The sequence below is a fragment of the Paenibacillus sp. NPDC058367 genome (assembly GCF_042723305.1).
Lineage (GTDB): Bacteria > Bacillota > Bacilli > Paenibacillales > Paenibacillaceae > Paenibacillus_AQ.
The window spans coordinates 648,458-667,101 of sequence record NZ_JBHXIZ010000003.1; the positions used below are offsets into that span (position 1 = coordinate 648,458).

16 protein-coding genes are annotated in these 18,644 nt (G+C 43.5%); 1 reads left to right on the forward strand and 15 read right to left on the reverse strand.

Annotated features, from left to right (window positions below; translation table 11 throughout):
- Positions 1–30: 30 nt before the first annotated feature.
- The 15 genes from ACFWMP_RS19775 to ACFWMP_RS19845 all read right to left on the reverse strand — a co-directional run bounded on the left by ACFWMP_RS19775 (position 31) and on the right by ACFWMP_RS19845 (position 17,852).
- Positions 31–1,956: a stage V sporulation protein D gene (locus ACFWMP_RS19775; RefSeq protein ID WP_042190860.1), complete on the reverse strand. Its 1,926-nt coding sequence runs from the start codon at positions 1,954–1,956 to the stop codon at positions 31–33.
- A gap of 80 nt (positions 1,957–2,036) precedes the next feature.
- Positions 2,037–4,202, reverse strand: a complete 2,166-nt coding sequence (locus ACFWMP_RS19780; RefSeq protein WP_379424544.1) for a penicillin-binding transpeptidase domain-containing protein — start codon at positions 4,200–4,202, stop codon at positions 2,037–2,039.
- 111 nt (positions 4,203–4,313) lie between these two features.
- Entirely contained in the window at positions 4,314–4,706 is a 393-nt protein-coding gene (locus ACFWMP_RS19785) for a septum formation initiator family protein (protein WP_076284765.1), read from the reverse strand.
- A gap of 23 nt (positions 4,707–4,729) precedes the next feature.
- Complete coding sequence (gene rsmH / locus ACFWMP_RS19790; RefSeq protein ID WP_042190866.1) at positions 4,730–5,683, reverse strand: 16S rRNA (cytosine(1402)-N(4))-methyltransferase RsmH; 954 nt, start codon at positions 5,681–5,683, stop codon at positions 4,730–4,732.
- A 36-nt stretch (positions 5,684–5,719) separates the two neighbouring features.
- The gene (gene mraZ, locus ACFWMP_RS19795; protein ID WP_036683674.1) at positions 5,720–6,157 is read right to left on the reverse strand and encodes a division/cell wall cluster transcriptional repressor MraZ; all 438 of its coding nucleotides are present in this window, start codon (positions 6,155–6,157) and stop codon (positions 5,720–5,722) included.
- 364 nt (positions 6,158–6,521) lie between these two features.
- Positions 6,522–7,793, reverse strand: a complete 1,272-nt coding sequence (locus ACFWMP_RS19800; protein WP_188114736.1) for an adenosylhomocysteinase — start codon at positions 7,791–7,793, stop codon at positions 6,522–6,524.
- Positions 7,794–7,915: 122 nt separating this feature from the next.
- Positions 7,916–9,547, reverse strand: a complete 1,632-nt coding sequence (gene bshC, locus ACFWMP_RS19805; protein WP_379424545.1) for a bacillithiol biosynthesis cysteine-adding enzyme BshC — start codon at positions 9,545–9,547, stop codon at positions 7,916–7,918.
- A gap of 231 nt (positions 9,548–9,778) precedes the next feature.
- The gene (locus ACFWMP_RS19810) at positions 9,779–10,699 is read right to left on the reverse strand and encodes an ABC transporter ATP-binding protein (protein ID WP_042190873.1); all 921 of its coding nucleotides are present in this window, start codon (positions 10,697–10,699) and stop codon (positions 9,779–9,781) included.
- Complete coding sequence (locus ACFWMP_RS19815; RefSeq protein WP_042190876.1) at positions 10,696–11,691, reverse strand: ABC transporter ATP-binding protein; 996 nt, start codon at positions 11,689–11,691, stop codon at positions 10,696–10,698. Before ACFWMP_RS19815 ends, ACFWMP_RS19810 begins: the two co-directional genes overlap by 4 nt.
- An 11-nt stretch (positions 11,692–11,702) precedes the next feature.
- Positions 11,703–12,617, reverse strand: a complete 915-nt coding sequence (locus ACFWMP_RS19820; protein ID WP_042194363.1) for an ABC transporter permease — start codon at positions 12,615–12,617, stop codon at positions 11,703–11,705.
- A 33-nt stretch (positions 12,618–12,650) separates the two neighbouring features.
- The gene (locus tag ACFWMP_RS19825; RefSeq protein ID WP_042190878.1) at positions 12,651–13,583 is read right to left on the reverse strand and encodes an ABC transporter permease; all 933 of its coding nucleotides are present in this window, start codon (positions 13,581–13,583) and stop codon (positions 12,651–12,653) included.
- Positions 13,584–13,805: 222 nt separating this feature from the next.
- Entirely contained in the window at positions 13,806–15,515 is a 1,710-nt protein-coding gene (locus ACFWMP_RS19830; RefSeq protein WP_042190881.1) for a peptide ABC transporter substrate-binding protein, read from the reverse strand.
- A gap of 151 nt (positions 15,516–15,666) precedes the next feature.
- Complete coding sequence (locus ACFWMP_RS19835) at positions 15,667–16,053, reverse strand: DUF3397 domain-containing protein (RefSeq protein ID WP_042190883.1); 387 nt, start codon at positions 16,051–16,053, stop codon at positions 15,667–15,669.
- A 27-nt stretch (positions 16,054–16,080) separates the two neighbouring features.
- A complete protein-coding gene (locus ACFWMP_RS19840; RefSeq protein WP_339243139.1) occupies positions 16,081–17,037 on the reverse strand; it encodes a ketopantoate reductase family protein in 957 nt (318 codons plus the stop codon).
- A gap of 164 nt (positions 17,038–17,201) precedes the next feature.
- Positions 17,202–17,852: an RsfA family transcriptional regulator gene (locus ACFWMP_RS19845; protein ID WP_042130271.1), complete on the reverse strand. Its 651-nt coding sequence runs from the start codon at positions 17,850–17,852 to the stop codon at positions 17,202–17,204.
- A 345-nt stretch (positions 17,853–18,197) separates the two neighbouring features.
- Here ACFWMP_RS19845 and ACFWMP_RS19850 point away from each other — a divergent pair, with 345 nt between their 5' ends.
- A complete protein-coding gene (locus tag ACFWMP_RS19850) occupies positions 18,198–18,434 on the forward strand; it encodes a DUF2626 family protein (protein WP_042130273.1) in 237 nt (78 codons plus the stop codon).
- Positions 18,435–18,644 lie beyond the last annotated feature (210 nt).

Genomic DNA, 18,644 nt, shown 5'->3' on the forward strand with positions numbered 1-18,644 from the left:
GATACAAACTGAACCCTTATACCTTTATCATTATTCACTAGAAGCTCCCATATAAATCCTGATGGTTGAGCCCTGTTCTACTCTTGCCCCAGCTTTCGGAGCCTGATTGATGACCGTATTGCCAGAGCCTGAACGCGCCAGATTAAAATTCATATTTAAATCCTCATAGATATCTTGTACGGTTGCACCTGTAAGGTCAGGCACGGTCACAATCGGAGTTTCACCATACTTATAAGTTTTTGGAAGCTGATCACTGCGCTCAGGAACCTTCATATAGTGCAGCGAGTCTTCCAAAATATTTTGCACGATTGGAGCAGCAACTACACCCCCAAATTGAATCCCTTTCGGATTATCCACTGCAGTGTAGACAACGATCTGCGGATCATCCGCCGGCGCAAAGCCAATAAAAGAAACAATGTGCTCTGTCGGAGAATAACGTCCATTTATAACCTTCTGTGCAGTACCCGTCTTGCCACCTACACGATAGCCGTCGATAAAAGCCGGCCGTCCCGTGCCTTTGGCAACCACGCTCTCAAGTGCTGCCCGCACCTTCTTGGATGTCTCCTCCGAAATGACCTGCCGCACAAGCTCAGGCTTCACCTCTGATACAGTCTCTCCCGTTTCCGGATTAACCCATGATTTTGTTACATGTGGTTTATAGAGATTGCCACCATTGATAGCCGCGGATACCGCAGCAATCTGCTGAATAGGTGTAACCGAGACCCCTTGGCCGAAGGCCGTAGTCGAAAGCTCCACCGGACCTACTTGACTAAGCTTGAACAGAATCCCATTAGATTCTCCGTTTAGATCAATTCCTGTTTTGCTGCCGAAACCAAAATCACGAATATATTTGAAGAGGGTTTCTTTGCCCAGCCGTTGCCCAAGAGCAACAAAACCAGGGTTACAGGAGTTCTCAACCACCTGAAGGAAGGTTTGGCTGCCATGGCCGCCTTTTTTCCAACAGCGCAGCTTCGCACCCGCCACTTCGATAAACCCAGGATCATAGAAATGATCATTTTGCAGGTCTACCTTACCTTCTTGCAGTGCTGCAGCAAGTGTGATGATTTTGAACGTCGAACCAGGCTCGTAAGTCATCCAAATGGGCAAATTCCGATTATAGATCTGCGGATCATATTCCTTATATAAACCCGGTTCATAACCCGGTCTACTAGCCATGGCCAGAATTTCACCATTCTTCGGATTCATCGCTATAGCCCAAGCACCCTGCGCCTGATATTTTACCATAGCTTGATCCAGCTCACGTTCCATAATGGATTGAATCTGTTTATCAATCGTCAATTGCAGATTAAGTCCATCCTGAGGGGCAGAATACTTCTCCGATGATCCAGGCATGAGTCTTCCACCTGCGTCAGACAAATACGAAATATTACCTGCTATTCCTTTAAGTAAATTATCGTATATATTCTCGACCCCGGTAATCCCTTGGTTATCAATACCTGTAAAGCCTAGTATATGCGCGGCAAGATCGCCGTACGGATAATATCTTTTGCTATCCTCAGCGACAACGATGCCCGGCAACTGCAAATCACGGATGCTCGCGGCAAGTTCCATCGTAATTTTGCGGCCGCCGGGCTGTAGTTTCACCGACATTGATTTTTTAGTCAGCAAGCTCATCAGCTTCTCCTCGGTCATCCCAAGCAGAGGCGCCAATTGCTGCGCTGTCTTTTGCTTCTCCTTCACCTGCACAGGCACCGCATAAACCGTAGGCGTACTGATATTATAGGCCAGCGGTATACCTTCACGATCCAAAATTTCACCACGCTTGGCTGTAAAAGGAATATTGCGGCGCAAGGAATCTTCTACCTTGTCACTTAATTTCTCGCCTTGGGATAATTGCACATAAGCAAGACGCACGACCAGCGAACCGAATAACACTGCCAGTCCCAGCAGCGTCCACAACATTCTCCGCCGTGTTACGACCTTCGAAACCTTCATTCCGTTCTCCCCCGCTTTCACCTATAGACATGAGCTCTTATCTTCATGACTATTCGGGACAAACAGGGGTTAGAACAAGCCTATGGCCCACTCTCCAATTCCGTACCCTCATCAGCAGTCGAAGTTGCAGGATCCTCTTCACTCTTATCATTTAATGGTTTCAGCTTCAAAGTAACCAATGTTTTGCCGTTCTTTGTTCCTTCAATCTGTTCCGAGACATATCCTTCGCCTTCTACCGCAATCTCCACTTTTAGAAGTGTTAGAATCTCAAGCGCATCACGCAGCGACTCTCCTTTTAAATTTGGAATGGTAGGCTTGTCCCCTTGCTTGCTTAATAGGTATATACGCTGTCCTTGAGTAAGCTTCGTTCCAGCCTCTGGATATTGGGTTTCCACAGATGCTTCTGCACCGACCACTTCAAAATCAAATCCTTGATCCAGAAGCGTCTCTCTTGCTTCCTTCATCGTTTTGCCCATCAGATCAGGTGTGGTCCGAAGCACAGGCGCTTCAGATTCAACTGTTTTTTTACTATCCTTATCGCTAGTTTCAGTCGCTAACTTTGGAACTCCCATGTATTGCAGAGACTGAGATACGATTTCTTTAAATACAGGAGCTGCAGCTTTACCGCCGCCAACCTCAACGTTCGGTTCATCAATAATAACAATAACAGCGATCTTTGGATCATTCACAGGCGCATAACCAATAAAGGAGACCAGTACTTTGGACTTCACGTAGTCCTTACCTTCAACCTTGATAGCCGTTCCTGTCTTACCTGCGACACGGTAACCTTCTATGTGAGCGTTGCGTCCTGTACCTTTGACTTGGTCGGCAACTACCTGCTCCAAGTATTCACCGGTTTTCTTGGCGCTTGCCTCATCAATCACCTGACGCACTACACTAGGCTGAGTAACCTTAGTGTCTCCGGTGTTTGGGTCCGTAACCTCTTTTACCACATATGGAGTCATCAGTTTCCCACCATTGGCGATAGCAGATACAGCAACCAATTGTTGAAGCGGGGTAACTAGCACTTTACCATGCCCATATGCAAGTGTAGCAATTTCGATAGGACGTCCAAGGTTAGGGTTAACGACCCCACTGGCTTCCCCTGGCAAATCGATTCCTGTCTTCCCATTAAAGCCAAAATCATCAATATACTGTAAAAGTCTATCTTGTCCGAGCATTTCATAAAGTTTTACAAAAAGAACGTTACTAGACCGCTTCACACCTTCCAGGAAACTGATTTGCCCCCAGCCGGAACGATTAATATCATGTAATGCCTTACTGTATCCCTTAATTCTGATAGATCCTGACAGAAATGTAGCTACGGGATCAAAAAGCTTCTCTTCTACAGCTGCAGCAAGTGTTACAATTTTGAAGGTCGAACCGGGCTCATAAGTTGATTTGATAGCATGATTGTAGAAACCCGCTGCATCAGCACCCGTATCCATATATTTATTAGGATCAAAGGTAGGCATATTCGCCATCCCCAAAATCTCCATCGTATTCGGATCAGCAGCAATGACACTCATACTTTTCGGCTTATATTGCGCATATGCCTTTTCCATGGCCGCTTGTATATATTGCTGGATTGTACTGTCGATTGTAAGCTTGAAATCACTTCCATTTACTACAGGTTTATAGGTATCTTTTGAATCCGGCAGCTTAACCCCTTGACCGTCACTTTGATAAAGCAGCTTGCCATCGGCACCCTTAAGCTGTTCATCCAGGGATTTTTCCAGACCCATAATCGCCTTGCCATCTCGATCTGTATAGCCTAATATATGCGCAGCAAGCGAACCTTTAGGGTAATATCGTTTCTGCTCTCTAACAAGACCAATTCCAGTCTCTTGAATTTTATGCTCTTTACCTAGGGCTACATAAAATTCTTTCACCTTATCAGCAAGTTCCTGATCGATCTTCCAGCCTTCGTTACGAACCTCACGATTCTTGAGGAATTTGCCGTTCTCGTCTTTCGCTTCAACCAGCTTCCGCAGCTCATCTTCTGGCTTGCCTAGTAGCTCATGCAATCCCTTGACGACCTCATCACCAATTCCCTTTTCAGCAATGACTGCCGGGTTTACAACCACAGTATAAGCAGGAACATCACTTGCGAGCACACTCCCATTACGGTCAGAAATCGTTCCTCGCTCTGCTTTGATAGTCGAAGTGTGCGCCCAAAGTGTAGCAGCCTTTTCTTGCCATTCTGAGCCCTCCATAACTTGAATCCAGAACACTCTAGCTATCAAAACAAGAAAAAAGAGGGTAATACACCCTCCTATAAACAGCGTGCGAAGTTTTATTCTCTTTACCATAAGCGAACCTCACAATTTTTTTATTGCGATCTTGCCAATCGCTCACTAATTATCGCCTTCTGTCGATATCGGATTCGCCGGAATAAAGATTGTAGCATTTTCATCCGGTGCTACGTATCCAAGATCCTTTGCCTTTTGGGCAACCTTCTGCTCCAAGTTCTGCTTCTCCATCTCAAACGTGGAAATTTGCTTCTTAGCAGTCGCTATATCCTTATCTAATTTCTGGGCCTGCAAGTTCAAATCATAAATATGAACGTAACGTGAAATCAGGGTGATAGCCACCAAAACGCATACTCCTAGCGTCAGCATATACAAAAGTTTCTCTTGCAGCGGAAGTACTCTTCGTTTGGTAACTACTTTTGTCTTCTCGCGGTAAAGGGGGTTTACTTCTTCTTTTCTTTTGGGCTGAACTGCTAAATTGCCGCGGGTATAGGCCATCTCTGACTCTCCTTTATCGTCAATTACAATTTTTCTGCAATGCGCAGCTTAGCTGAACGGGCTCGAGTATTAAGCTCAAGCTCTTCTTCAGAAGGCACAAGCGGTTTGCGGTTGATTAACTTAAGCGTGCCTTTCGCGCCACATACACAAAACGGAAAGTCAGGCGGGCATGTACATCTGCTTAAATAGCTGCTTAGTATTTGCTTGCAAATTCGGTCCTCGAGTGAATGAAAAGTGATAACGGATACTCTACCTTCTGGTGCAAGGCAACGTACTGCGCTATGTAATCCTTCTTCAAAAGCACCCAACTCGTCGTTTACAGCAATCCGTAAACCTTGGAAGCTACGTTTAGCGGGGTGTCCTCCCGTTCTTCGTGCAGCCGCCGGAATACCTTCCTTGATAAGCTCAGCTAATTCTCCTGTGGTCTCCACAGGACTTTCTTCTCTTCTGTCTACAATTTTCTTAGCGATTCTCCGCGAGAACTTCTCTTCTCCATATTGGAAAAGCACACGGGCAATCTCCTGCTCAGACCACGTATTCACAATATCAGCAGCCGTTAATAGCGCTGTCTGATCCATCCGCATGTCCAGCGGAGCATCATGATTATAACTAAATCCGCGTTCTCCCTCATCAAACTGGGGAGAGGATACGCCAAGGTCAAAGAGGACTCCATCCACTTGGGGAATGCCATCTTTTTGTGGTACAAAGGGCACATCCTTAAGTACACTCTCCAGATCACGGAAATTGGTCTTAATGAGTACAACCTTGTCTCCGTATTCAGCTAGTCTTTCTTTTGCGTTCTCCAGAGCCCAATCATCTTGATCCAAACAGATTAATCGGCCTTCGCCGCTAAGTTTGGAAGCAATTAGTGCGCTGTGGCCTGCTCCACCGAGAGTGCAATCTACATAGATTCCGTCTTTTTTGATGTGCAGCCCTTCTGTCGCTTCTTCTTTAAGCACCGTGATGTGGTGAAACAAGCTGCATCCCTCCAGGACAGTATTCGATATTGTGTTTTATAGATCAAAATTGAAATCCACCAATTTTTCGGCAATTTCGTTGAACGATTCCTCGGACTGTTCGAAGTACTGCTCCCATAGCTCTTTGTTCCAGATTTCCACCCGGTTCGAAACGCCCAGAATAACACAGTCTTTGTCCAGTTTGGCATACTGCCTTAAATTGGCCGGCAGATTTACCCTTCCCTGCTTATCCCATACACATTCTGTTGCGCCTGAGAAAAAAAAGCGACTGAATGCACGGGCATCTGATTTCATCAGTGAAAGGCTTTTTAGCTTTTGTTCCATGATTGCCCATTCTTCCATGGGATAAACAAATAGACACGAGTCTAGACCACGGGTCGTCACAAAGGAGGTTCCAAGCAATTCACGGAGTTTAGCCGGAATAATAATTCGGCCTTTGTCGTCAATGCTGTGTTGATACTCTCCCATGAACATCCTTTTTCCCACCCCTAATCCCCGAATCCCCACTTTACCCCACTTTTCACCACTTAAGCATAATAGATTCGCCATTAAAAATCAAAAACCTTTTTCTGGTGAAAGGAATTTTTTGCTAAATCAGATGGATCGTTGCCCAAAAAACATTTCGCCACAGAAAAAAGCCATACAATCGGAATCTTGTCCGCTGCATGGCTTTTCAAGCCTAAACGCCTTCGGCGTCCTTTTAAGGACACCGAAGCGTTTAAGCGAGAAATATAAGGATAATGTATAGCGTAAAACTTATACTCTCTTATATTTTACAAAAGTTGCTTCAGTTCAAGGTACACTTGGTTAATATACTTTATTGTTGTGCGTTCCGTAATTAATCGTTCAGATTCCAGCTGTCCAAATAATCCACTTGTGCTGGAGTCAGACTATCAATGTTAATGCCCAGACTTTGCAGCTTGTAGCGTGCTACCTGCTCATCCAGCTCATAAGGAACATTCTCAACTTTTACGCCAATGCTCTTATAATTATCATTTACATATTTTAACGACAGCGCTTGTAGCGCAAAGGTCGTATCCATAATTTCGGCAGGGTGTCCATCCGCAGCACCCAGATTTACAAGTCTGCCTTCTGCAAGCAGATATAGTTTACGTCCGTCGCGAAGCTGGTACTCTTCGATATTTTTGCGAACAGTACGCTGAGATACGGATCTTTCAGACAATTCCGGCTTATTCACTTCAACGTCGAAATGGCCTGCATTGCACATGATTGCTCCATCCTTCATCACATCATAATGTTCACCGCGAATGACATAACGATTACCAGTTACTGTAACGAAGAAATCACCAACCTTAGCAGCTTCCAGCATAGGCATAACTTCGAAACCGTCCATATGTGCTTCAACAGCTTTAATAGCATCCACTTCTGTGACAACCACTTTTGCGCCCAAACCTTTGGCACGCATAGCAACACCTTTACCGCACCAGCCGTATCCGACAACAACTACGGTTTTGCCCGCAACAATCAGGTTGGTTGTTCGAATAATTCCATCCCATGCGGATTGGCCTGTGCCATAGCGGTTATCAAACAAATATTTGCAATAAGCATCATTTACTGCGACCATTGGGAACTTCAACACACCTTGCTTTTGAAGAGCTTTTAGACGAATGATGCCGGTTGTTGTTTCTTCAGCACCCCCACGAATATTCTCCATTAGATCAGGACGCTCCGAATGCAGCAATGTAGCAAAATCCCCACCATCATCAATAATCAAATCCGGTTTGCTTTCCAGCGCCTTGATATTAAGGGCTTTGAACTCTTCAGGAGAAGGGTTGTATTTAGCAAATACGGTAATTCCGTCCTCTACAAGCGCCGCACATACATCATCCTGTGTAGACAGTGGATTCGATCCAGTAATAGTTACTTCTGCACCGCCTGCTTTGACTACCTTCGCCAGATAAGCGGTTTTAGCTTCCAAATGAAGCGTAATAGATACTTTTAGTCCTTTGAATGGCTGCTCAGCTTCGAACTGCTCACGGATACGGTTCAATACCGGCATATGTTGACGAACCCAGTCGATTTTCAAATGACCTTCGGGTGCGAGTGACATATCAGCCACGATACTATTTTGTTTTGATGAACTCATAATGAAACCTCCTAAAAGTTTTATGGAGCGATACTTCTATGTTTTACTTCGCAGTAAAACTCGCTTCGTAAGCATAATCCAAGTTTTGTGAGCGTTACTTCTTTGTTTTATGGAGCAATACTTCTCTACATATAAATGATTCGATGCGTCCCACTATAATCCGGTTCAATAGCCATCAGCTCATCTAACCATGGAAGTCCGTAGCGGTTCAAGTAATACATGATATTGTACACTCTTTCTTGCAGTTTACCCAGTGGCATTAACGACAGCTCTATTCGCTCCCATTGACGGATTGCAGCTTCATTCTGTTTTGCCATTGCATCTTGGGCTTTCGCTTGTAAAAAAGTGATCTGATCTAAAATCTTATCTTTATTGTTATTCCCTAGTTTTAGCAGACCTGCCTGAATGGTTCCAAGCTGCTCAATCAGTGGTTCGTACATGGCGGAGAAAGTAGCTTTAGTTTCTTCGAAACGTTGTTCAATCCCCAGCTCATCCTGTGCAGCCAACCACTCATGTCTTTTACGATCTAGTCCCTGTCTTACATCCTCAAAGCTTAGTTGATATTTATCCATATGCTTATGAAGCGTACCTTCCACCACTGTGAAAGACATTCGCGGGATGATCAGGGGCATTTGTCCCCCAATGGTCTCAAACGCACGATGCGGAATAGCCCAATAAGCAATCTCACCTTGACCTAGCACTGTTGCTAGAACCGGCAACACATAATCCTGCATAAGCGGACGTGTTAGCACGTTGTTACTGAATAGTTCCGGATGAACCTTCACTTCCTCCAGTAGTTCATCACGGGTGAACGATACCTGGCCTTTGCGATCGGCAAAAACGCCATCTTTCTTATGAAGCAATAATCGTACACCTTCATGTATATAAAAGAGGTTGGCATTGCCTGCCGTAACGTCAGCTTGAAGCTCATACCCAGCGTTCACGATATCAGAAGCAGAATTCATGTACGCTGTTTCCAGTGCATCATTCTGCATAATTAGCGAAGTAAAGAAAGGCTCTTCTAACTTACGAAGGTTAGGATCAGCAGAATCGAGCAGGATCAGACCAAATTTACCAAATAAAGAACCCATCAGCTTGGCAAAAGCATCCGTCATACTATCTGCTCTAAACGAAGAAGATCGAATAAATTCCATAATTTGCGGTTTAAAGTCACTATCTTGAAGTAGCGCATCCAGCTGATCCACTACTTGCTGCCAGCTTTCATCTTCTACACGAATATTACTCACCGAGGAGCGTTTCTCCTCTGATTTCTCTATCTTAATCTTTGTAATCTCTTGCGTACGATTTAATACATACGTATGATTCACTTCATCCCAGTCATGATCCTCTCCTGCAATCCAGAATAATGGGATTACAGGTCGACCGAGCTGTTCTGCTGCTTCTTTTGCCGCCATAATGGTTGTCATTGCTTTATATACTACAAGTAGTGGTCCTGTAAATAATCCGCTTTGCTGTCCGCCAGTAACCACTAACGTTCCCGGCTGTTCTAAAAGTGCCAGGGAAGACATCACCGCATCATGTGAATTATGCTTTTCATTATATTGCCGTAGACATGCAGCAACTTGTGTCCGGTCTGCACGGAGACCCTCACTACGATCCAGCCATTCTGCCCGAATGCTTCTACTCTCTTTGCTTCGGAAATCCCCACCATACAAATGACTAACTTTTTCAAAATTTTCTATATAGTCGCGCGCGAGTGCAGATCCACCCGGGAGCGGTTCCTTAACAATATTCATTTGCTAGTGCCTCCAGTTCTACTGAGCAGTTATATGTAAATCCAAGTTCGTAAACTCTATATGATTGTATCCAAAGTCAGGGGCCGCGTCAAAAGAATTACATACCTGAAAAAAAGCAATGCAAGAGCAGCCGTTTTATTTTCTTATCCATTAAAATGATTATTAAATATCCCCACTACATACAAGAGGCGAGAGCATAACGCTCCCGCCTGTCTAATACTCGCTATAGATTTAAGCAAATTTTTTGCTTACCCAGTGTCCTTTGGATACTTCTACTAATTCAAAGTCACTATCATTGCTCTTTTCGTTAGCAGAATAAATAGGACTACCAAGCTCATCATGCAAGTGAATACGTTTCTTGTTCACTTCAATTTCCGGATCCGGAATTGGAATAGCTGACAAGAGAGATTTGGTATAAGGGTGGATAGGATTTGCATAAAGCTCTTCACTTTCCGCCAATTCTACCATTTTACCCAAATACATAACTGCTACGCGATCACTGATATGCTTAACCATGGACAGATCATGCGCGATGAAAAGATAAGTCAATCCCAGACGATCTTGCAATTCTTTAAGCAAGTTTACGACCTGAGCCTGAATGGATACGTCAAGCGCGGAAATCGGCTCATCACAAACGATGAACTTAGGATTTACCGCTAACGAACGGGCAATCCCAATACGTTGGCGTTGTCCACCAGAGAATTCATGCGGATAACGAGTAGCGTGATCATGGTTAAGACCAACCATATCGAGCAGCTCTTCGATCCGTTTTTTACGTTCTGCACGACTGCCAGCCATTCCGTGAATGTCCAGTGCCTCGCCGATGATATCAGAAACCGTAAACCGCGGGTTAAGTGATGCGTACGGATCTTGGAAAATCATCTGCATGTCACGGCGCATTGCTTTCATTTTGTTAGAAGGCAATTTATAAATGTCTGTACCATTATATTTCACACTTCCGGCAGTTGGCTCATACAAGCGAAGAATTGTACGTCCAGCAGTAGTCTTACCACAACCGGATTCTCCTACCATTCCAAGCGTCTCACCCTCACGGATGGAGAAGTTAATATTATCAACAGCCTTAAGAACCTTGCCTTGACCTACATTAAAATATTTCTTAAGACCTTCTACTTCTATTAGGTTCTTACTCAAGAGTACTGCACCTCCTTGGCCATCGAATGCAGATTCCAGCAACGCGCCATATGCGTTTCGCTGAATTCTGTGGCGCCGGGATCGATTTGTTCGCAAACATGCATTGCTTCATTGCAACGCGCGGTGAACGGACAGCCGATCGGCGGCTTGATCAGATCTGGCGGTGTGCCGATGATCGGAATGAGCGGCTCGCCCTTCTTTTGGTCCAGACGCGGCATCGAGCGCAGCAGACCTTTGGTATATGGATGCTGTGGATTCTTAAAGATTTCCCATCTTGTTCCAGTCTCCACAACTTCACCTGCATACATTACAATTACCCGATCACACATACCGGCAACGACGCCAAGATCATGGGTAATCAAAATGATGGAGGTACCTAGTTTTTGCTGCATCTCTCTCATAACTTCCATGATCTGCGCCTGAATGGTTACGTCAAGAGCCGTTGTAGGCTCGTCCGCTATGAGTAAAGCCGGACGGCAGGCTAGCGCGATTGCAATCATTACACGCTGGCGCATACCGCCTGAAAACTCGTGGGGATATTGGTTAAAGCGAGCCTCAGCATTTGTGATGCCAACTAATTTGAGCATCTCAATACCTTGCTTTTTCGCTTCGGCCGCTGACATTTTCTGATGTTTAATCAAAACTTCAGTGATCTGTTTGCCCACTTTGATGGTTGGGTTCAAAGAAGTCATCGGGTCTTGAAAAATCATGCCAATATCTTTACCGCGAATGGATTCCATTTCTTTCATGCTTTTGTCTAGCAAATTTTGTCCTTGGAAAATAATTTCTCCCTTTTTCACTTTAGAGGGTGGGGAAGGGATCAACCGCATAATCGATTGTGCAGTTACACTCTTACCGCTGCCGGACTCGCCGACGATGGCAACCGTTTCACCTTTGCCAATTTCAAAATTCATACCACGGACAGCTTGCACTTCTCCGCCTTTAACAAAAAACGAAACATGCAAATCTTTGACTTGTAAAATAGGTTCCATCCATACCCCTCCTATTTTTTCAGCTTAGGATCAAGCGCGTCACGAAGACCATCACCGAAAATGTTGAAAGAAAGCATGGTTAAACTGATCAGAATGGCAGGGAACAGGAAGCGCCATGGATAGTACAACCAACCGGTGAGTGAATCGTTAATCATAGATCCAAGTGAAGCGATAGGAGCTTGTACACCAAGACCCAAGAAGCTTAGGAAAGCCTCTGCAAAAATTGCATTTGGTACAGAAAGTGTAATCGTTACAATAATCGGACCCACTGCGTTCGGCAGAAGGTGTTTGAACAACAGTCTCGCAGAACCTGCACCCATGGAACGGGAAGCCAATACGAACTCGCGATTCTTGAGCTGCATAATTTCACCGCGTACAATCCACGACATCGTAATCCAACCCGTAATGGTTAAGGCCAGGATGATGGTACCAAGACTTGGTTCAAGCACAACCAAAAGCAAAATTACAACAAGCAGATAAGGAATGGAGTACAAAATTTCAGAGAATTTGTTCATGATATTATCTACACGGCCGCCGAAGAAGCCCATAATACCTCCATAGATAACACCGATAAACAAGTCGATGGCTGCCGCAGCTAGACCAACGATCAAGGAGATCCGTGCTCCGTACCAAGTACGAACGAAAATATCACGTCCAAGATCATCCGTTCCAAACCAGTGATCGGAGGAAGGGGGCTTATTGGTATTCATCAAGTCATTGGAGTAATAGTTATATTTCGAGAATAAGGGAGCGATAATCGCTGCAAGCACGATCAAGCCTAGAATCCCAAGCGCTGTCATCGCCATTTTGTTTTGACGCAACCGTTGCCAAGAATCTTTCCAGGCAGAGAGACTCTCCCGCTGAATAACCTCGGCTTCTTTTTCATCTACACCGACTTTTTGAAAATCTTCCGGTTTTAGATTCATGTTCTTTAACAAGTTATTATCAGATGCCACTCTTTAGCCCTCCTTTCCTCCACTTAATTTCATACGTGGGTCAATCAATACATAAGCAATATCAGTAATGAAACGGGCCACCATGAGTAGTACACCATAGAAAATGGTTATCCCCATAATAACGGTATAGTCACGGACACCAATCGCTTCCACGAACTGTTTACCAATACCCCCAACACCAAAGATCTGCTCGATAACAACCGAACCAGTTACGATGTTAGCTGTCATAGGTCCCATGTAAGTAACAACCGGCAGGATACCATTACGAAGTACGTGACGGCTTAGAATAGCCATCCAGCTTAATCCCTTAGCCTTAGCCGTTTTGATATAATCCGCATTCAAAACTTCAAGCATACTTGAACGTGTCAAGCGCGCTATAAATGCTATTGGCTGTGCCGAGAGCGCTGCTACAGGAAGGAAATAATAGATTGGTCCTTTAAAGCCTGAAACCGGTACCCAACCCAATTTGAAAGCGAACACATACTGTAATAATGACGCGACTACAAAGCTCGGAACCGCAATCCCCAGAACTGCCAACACCATCGCGGCGCTGTCAAGAAACTTTCTGTGATAGAGTGCCGCTAACATGCCGAGAAGAACCCCAACAATAACCGCCACAACAATTGCGACGAGTCCCAGCTTCAGCGACGCTGAAAAGGTTTGACCGATCAAATGTGATACATCTTGATTCAGGCGTTTCATGGATACACCCAGATCACCTTGGATAATATCACCTAAATACTTAAAATACTGATGAGAGAGCGGCTTGTCCAGACCATATTGCTCCATCAAACGCGCTTTAATTTCTGGCGGTACTTTTTTCTCAGAAGTAAACGGATCCCCTGGAATAGCTTTCATCAAGAAAAAAGTTGCTGAAATCAGTACAAATAATGAAACCAACATATAGAAGAATTTATTTGCGACATAACGAACCATCCCCATCACACCTCCTCCGACAAATTTTTTGAGAGCATTATATTGATTTTATGAAAAAAACGGATTTTTGTCCATTTTCTAAATATGTTATAAATAACAATAAATAACAAATAGACGGAAATACAAAAAAAAGGGATATATATGGAGTTCCACATATATATCCCGAAGTATTGTGTTACTTCAGTCAACTAACTATTCTGTTTAAATTACATGAGCTAAATCTTAGTGCTCAAGCAAGTATCCACGAGTCAAGTCAATTGCACCACTGAAGTCAAGAGTAACACCTTTGAGGTACTCTTTAGTCAGGGAGTTGTTAGTGTAGTAGTACAAAGGAATCAAAACTTGATCTTGCTCGATGAGCAATTTCTCAGCTGCTGCAAACTTGTCTTGACGTACTTTCAAGTCAGTACTTGCTTTAGCTTCGCTGATCAATTTATCATACTCAGGGTTAGCGTAACCAGTATCATTGTTACCGCCACCTGTTACCCACATATCAAGGAAAGTCATTGGATCATTGTAATCCGCAGTCCAACCAGCACGTGCAACTTGGTAGTTCAGATTTTGACGGTTTTCAATAAATACAGCCCACTCTTGGTTAACGGTTTGCACGTCGATACCAAGATTGTTTTTCCACATATCAGCAATCGCCAAAGCGATTTTCTTGTGACCTTCACTTGTGTTGTAAGTCAAAGAGAATGTAGGCAGTTTATCCATACCTTCTTCTTTCAGACCTTCAGCAAGCAAAGTTTTAGCTTGTTCTAGATCTTCAGTGAAATAGCTATCTTTAACTGCTGTACGGTATTCACCATCAGCACCAGCGATACCCGGAGGTACATAACCGAATGCTGGGAATTGTCCACCTTGTACTACATTGTCAATCAAAGCTTGACGGTTAATCGACATTGCAAGAGCTTTACGGATTTTAGCGTTTGTGAAAGGTTTTTCAGTGATATTGAATTCGTAGTAGTATACGGAAGCAATACCTTTACGGCTGAATTCTTTAGGAAGTTCTTTTTGCACGATTGGAATTTGTTCTGATGGAATTTCACCAGTTGGTCCACCGGCACGATCGTATTCACCGTTCTTGTAGCTGAGCAGTTCAGTTGCACCGCTGTTTACAAGGGAGAAGTCGATTTTGTTAAGTTTAATGGAATCTTTATCCCAGTATTTATCGTTTTTAGTTACAACAAGTGTTTGACCTGTAGTCCACTCAGTAAGAGTGAAAGCACCGTTAACGATCATAGTATCTTTGCTTGTTGCCCATTTTGGATTACTCTCAATGGATTTGTGTACAGGGTAATAAGTGTAGAAGGAAAGCAATCCAAGGAAGTAAGGAGTTGGGGCTTCAAGAGTAACTTCGAGAGTTTTCTCATCAACCGCTTTGACACCTACTTGACTGAAATCGGTAATTTCCTTGTTGTAGAACTTTTGAGCATTTTTGATGTAGTACAATTGATAAGCGTAAGGTGCAGCGGATGCAGCAGCAGGATCGAGCACGCGTTTCCAAGCGCGAACGAAGTCTTCTGTTGTTACAGGATCGCCATTACTCCATTGTGAATCACGGAGTTTGAAAGTATATACCAGACCGTCAGCGGAAACATCCCAGCTTTCAGCAACACCTGGTTCAGCTTGACCAGATTCAGCATTCATGCGAGTCAGACCTTCGTACATTGTTGTCAGGACAGTGTGAGCTTGGCTATCTTGAGCCAATCCTGGGTCAAATGTTGGAGGCTCAGAGCTTAGGTTGATTCTCAGTGTTTGGTCCGCAGCCAATTTCTCTTCTGTAGCCGCATTACCAGTTCCCGTGTTACCAGTGTTACCAGCATTACCTTTATTGCCGCTGTTTGCGTTGTTTCCGCCGCAGCCAGCAAGCACTGTGCCGATAACAAGTACTAATGCAAGCATTAGCAATAGACTTTTACTCTTCTTCATCTAGCAGTTCCCCCTAAATAGAATGTGGTATATGGTTTATGATTATACAACCAGTGGTCAAAAAAATCTAGTGGTATGTTTTCAGAAAATTCTTTTTTTATTAAAACTTTAAACTTTTGTGACGTTGCCGCTTCACCGGAGCAGTGGAACATTACATCGCTTGTGATATGTACTTAATTAGCCCTACAAACATAAATAATAAATATCCGACGCTCATAAAAAAGAAGGAAAGTCTCCAAACTGCCCGAAATAACCGCTTCCCATCTACTTTTCCTTTCAGTCGATTCTGAGCGCCTCCAATCAATCCAGTGGATATTAATACAATAAGTAGTATAAGATAAAACCCAAAACCGTTATTAAACAAGTTGTTAAATAATGCGGAGACCGATAATAATAAAAAAAATGTAGTCACGTCCATAGCGAGCATAAAAGTTTTCTTTTTATCTTTTTTTAACCCTCTTCCAATGAAATAAACAATTAAAAACGGTATTATTGGAATCAAACTTAAAGTACCGACCGAATTCATCAGCAATCCCATAGCTTCACCTCTCCTCCGAGATCATACCTATATTCCCTCAACTAATTGGCAGATCAAGCGATGTAAAGGAACCAATGTTCCAGTGCGTTCTGCCATTTCTACAAGACTTCCATTGATCCAATGAATTTCTGTGCTTCTTGAAGCTAGAACATCTGCCAGCATGGACGAAGTATTGCCAGCCGTTGTCCTGCACACTTTAAGAATGTTATCCCACGCATCATGATCATAAGTAATTCCGAAGGCATCATATACCATAGTAGCTTCTCTAAAAAGTTCTTTCATTAACTGCAGGCGCTCTTCTGAAGCAAGCAGTTCACCATTTGGAATACGCCAAATCGCTGTGAGCGGATTAATAACGGCATTGATTAGGAGCTTCCGGTAAATCATGGTATCCACTTCATTCGACAAAAAGGCTGAGAATCCTGCCATAATGAGAACTTCTATTAAATAATTCACTTGTAAATCAGTATGTATACTATGGGCTTGTCCATCCTTTAAGCTCCATTTCCCTATCCATACCTCCCCCGCACCTGCATGAATGACCTCAGTTAAAGACTTTCGCTTCGCAGCTTCTGTTGTTACGGCAGCATATAAATTAGCTTTCGGCAGCAAGTTACTGAGCATCTCCATATGTCCAATGCCATTTTGAAAACAAATGATGTGTACCTGTTGTTCCCTAAGAGGGGCTAGAAATTCAGGTAAAACATTATGTAGTATGTCCTGTTTAACCGTTACTATGATCCAATCACTAGCCTCACGGAGATAGGCATCTGCAAATCCCTCTATTGGTGCGGACACAAATCGATCCCCCGAAATCGAAATTGGATCGCGCCCATCCTCATAGCTCACAGTTAAGCCCTCATCTTTTAATTTCCGGCACTGCTCTACCCCTCGACACCACAATCTCACTTCATTCCCGGACTGGGTCAGCCTCCCTGCCAAAAGCAGCCCAAGTGAACCCGCACCGATTATATCGATTTTCATCTGATCCTCCTGTTGATCTCAAGCGCAATTTTTCTAAGTATAGCCTTAATATACCAAGAAGAACCGCCGTTGTCGTCCTCCATAAATGACAATACAAAACCAAAACGCCCGCAAATGGCGCTAATAAAGCGAACCACTTACGGGTGTTTTAATTTGCCTATCTTTTATTCAATACGTTCTAAATTCCCATTCCCATCCATTTTAAAACGAGTCTTCATTTCTTCTTCTTCTTCGTTTAAGAAAGCTAGCCTACGCGCACGATCCATAATCTGAATTAAAGCTTTGTAATCATCATTGACTACCCGGTAGTCACTTTGAGCAAGATTAACCTCTTTTGACAACCGCTCATTCTCAGATCTTAATTCTGTTAATTCATCTTCCTTCTCGCGCAAATCTCTCTCCAGCATTTTCAGCTGGCGTCCTGCCTCCTGGATTGTACCTTTCCATTGTCTCAGGAAACGTATAACCGCATCAATGGATAATGTGTTTTCACTTAATCCTTCGCCTCGTCCGAATTCCTCATCGGTATCCCCGAGAATCAGACCCGCTACCTGCGCTCCTCTTACCGACGGTTGCTTTTTCAGGTAACTTCTCTTTTGACGTTGGCCTTTAGCGATTCCAATTGCACCTTCATAGCTTTTTCGAACACAGCTGTTCCAGCGGAATCCGCAAGCAGCCGACGTTCTGCCGATTTTCTCACCCACTTCTTCAAAAGCAGCAAGTTGTGTACTGCCCTCCCGAATGTGGCGCAAGGTTACTTCTGCCAGTATTAGATCATCTTCTGCACTCCAAGCATCCTGTCTAACGGCTGTCATCCAACCAAACCTCCTAACAACATCTTGAAATAACCATCTCCATAACCGACAGCTCTGCCGGGTAGTGAATAGGGATAAAAGCTGCTTACTCCATTTCTATGCTTCTCATAGAGTTCATAGAATCTATTTGATACTAAATTGTATTTCCATTATCTGCCCACATCATACGCTTTAAGTAATAAATTCTCTTTTTTCAAGCACTAATCACTTCAGTCAATTATAAAAATCACATTTTTTCAAGATTAGTGTATTTTTTTCAATGAATTCGTTTACACATTTTTACTGAACGGGTATAATAAGTCGAAGGAATATTCGTGAGATACATACTGGAAGGGGGACTCTCTCTTGGACCGCATGTTTCGGGTATTAGGTTTTTTTACATTGGCTATTGGATTGATGGCTTTCGCCGGAGGTCTGACAGAAATGGCCTTGCTTTTCTTTTTGCAAACCGCTTTTTTCGTAATTCTCGGTTATTTGAAGTTTACTGAAAAAACTTATGTCCTACTTTTCTGGGCATACATGATTTTGACTTTCACCGGTTTCAGCTATTGGACGATCTTTCAAATGGGTCTTCCACTATAAATTGCAGTACTCTCTTGAAGCGGATGAGGTCCTTATCTAATAAGGATCACTTCCGTTTTTTTGTTTATCAGTTAATATATTATATATGAGGTCCCCCAAATACCTGTGTACGCATTGAAGGATAGCCTCACTTTGTGGGGATTTTTTGTATGTATGCTATTTTAGAAGTGTTAAACATATTATTAGTACATACATATATCCATTCAGGAA

Excerpts from the sequence above, each read along its gene's own strand:
- ACFWMP_RS19775 (WP_042190860.1), bottom strand. The coding sequence starts at position 1,956 with ATGAAGGTTTCGAAGGTCGTAACACGGCGGAGAATGTTGTGGACGCTG.
- ACFWMP_RS19785 (WP_076284765.1), bottom strand. The coding sequence starts at position 4,706 with ATGGCCTATACCCGCGGCAATTTAGCAGTTCAGCCCAAAAGAAAAGAA.
- mraZ (WP_036683674.1), bottom strand. The coding sequence starts at position 6,157 with ATGTTCATGGGAGAGTATCAACACAGCATTGACGACAAAGGCCGAATT.
- bshC (WP_379424545.1), bottom strand. The coding sequence starts at position 9,547 with ATGAATATTGTTAAGGAACCGCTCCCGGGTGGATCTGCACTCGCGCGC.
- ACFWMP_RS19815 (WP_042190876.1), bottom strand. The coding sequence starts at position 11,691 with ATGGAACCTATTTTACAAGTCAAAGATTTGCATGTTTCGTTTTTTGTT.
- ACFWMP_RS19820 (WP_042194363.1), bottom strand. The coding sequence starts at position 12,617 with ATGAATCTAAAACCGGAAGATTTTCAAAAAGTCGGTGTAGATGAAAAA.
- ACFWMP_RS19825 (WP_042190878.1), bottom strand. The coding sequence starts at position 13,583 with ATGGTTCGTTATGTCGCAAATAAATTCTTCTATATGTTGGTTTCATTA.
- ACFWMP_RS19830 (WP_042190881.1), bottom strand. The coding sequence starts at position 15,515 with ATGAAGAAGAGTAAAAGTCTATTGCTAATGCTTGCATTAGTACTTGTT.
- ACFWMP_RS19835 (WP_042190883.1), bottom strand. The coding sequence starts at position 16,053 with ATGGGATTGCTGATGAATTCGGTCGGTACTTTAAGTTTGATTCCAATA.
- ACFWMP_RS19840 (WP_339243139.1), bottom strand. The coding sequence starts at position 17,037 with ATGAAAATCGATATAATCGGTGCGGGTTCACTTGGGCTGCTTTTGGCA.
- ACFWMP_RS19845 (WP_042130271.1), bottom strand. The coding sequence starts at position 17,852 with ATGACAGCCGTTAGACAGGATGCTTGGAGTGCAGAAGATGATCTAATA.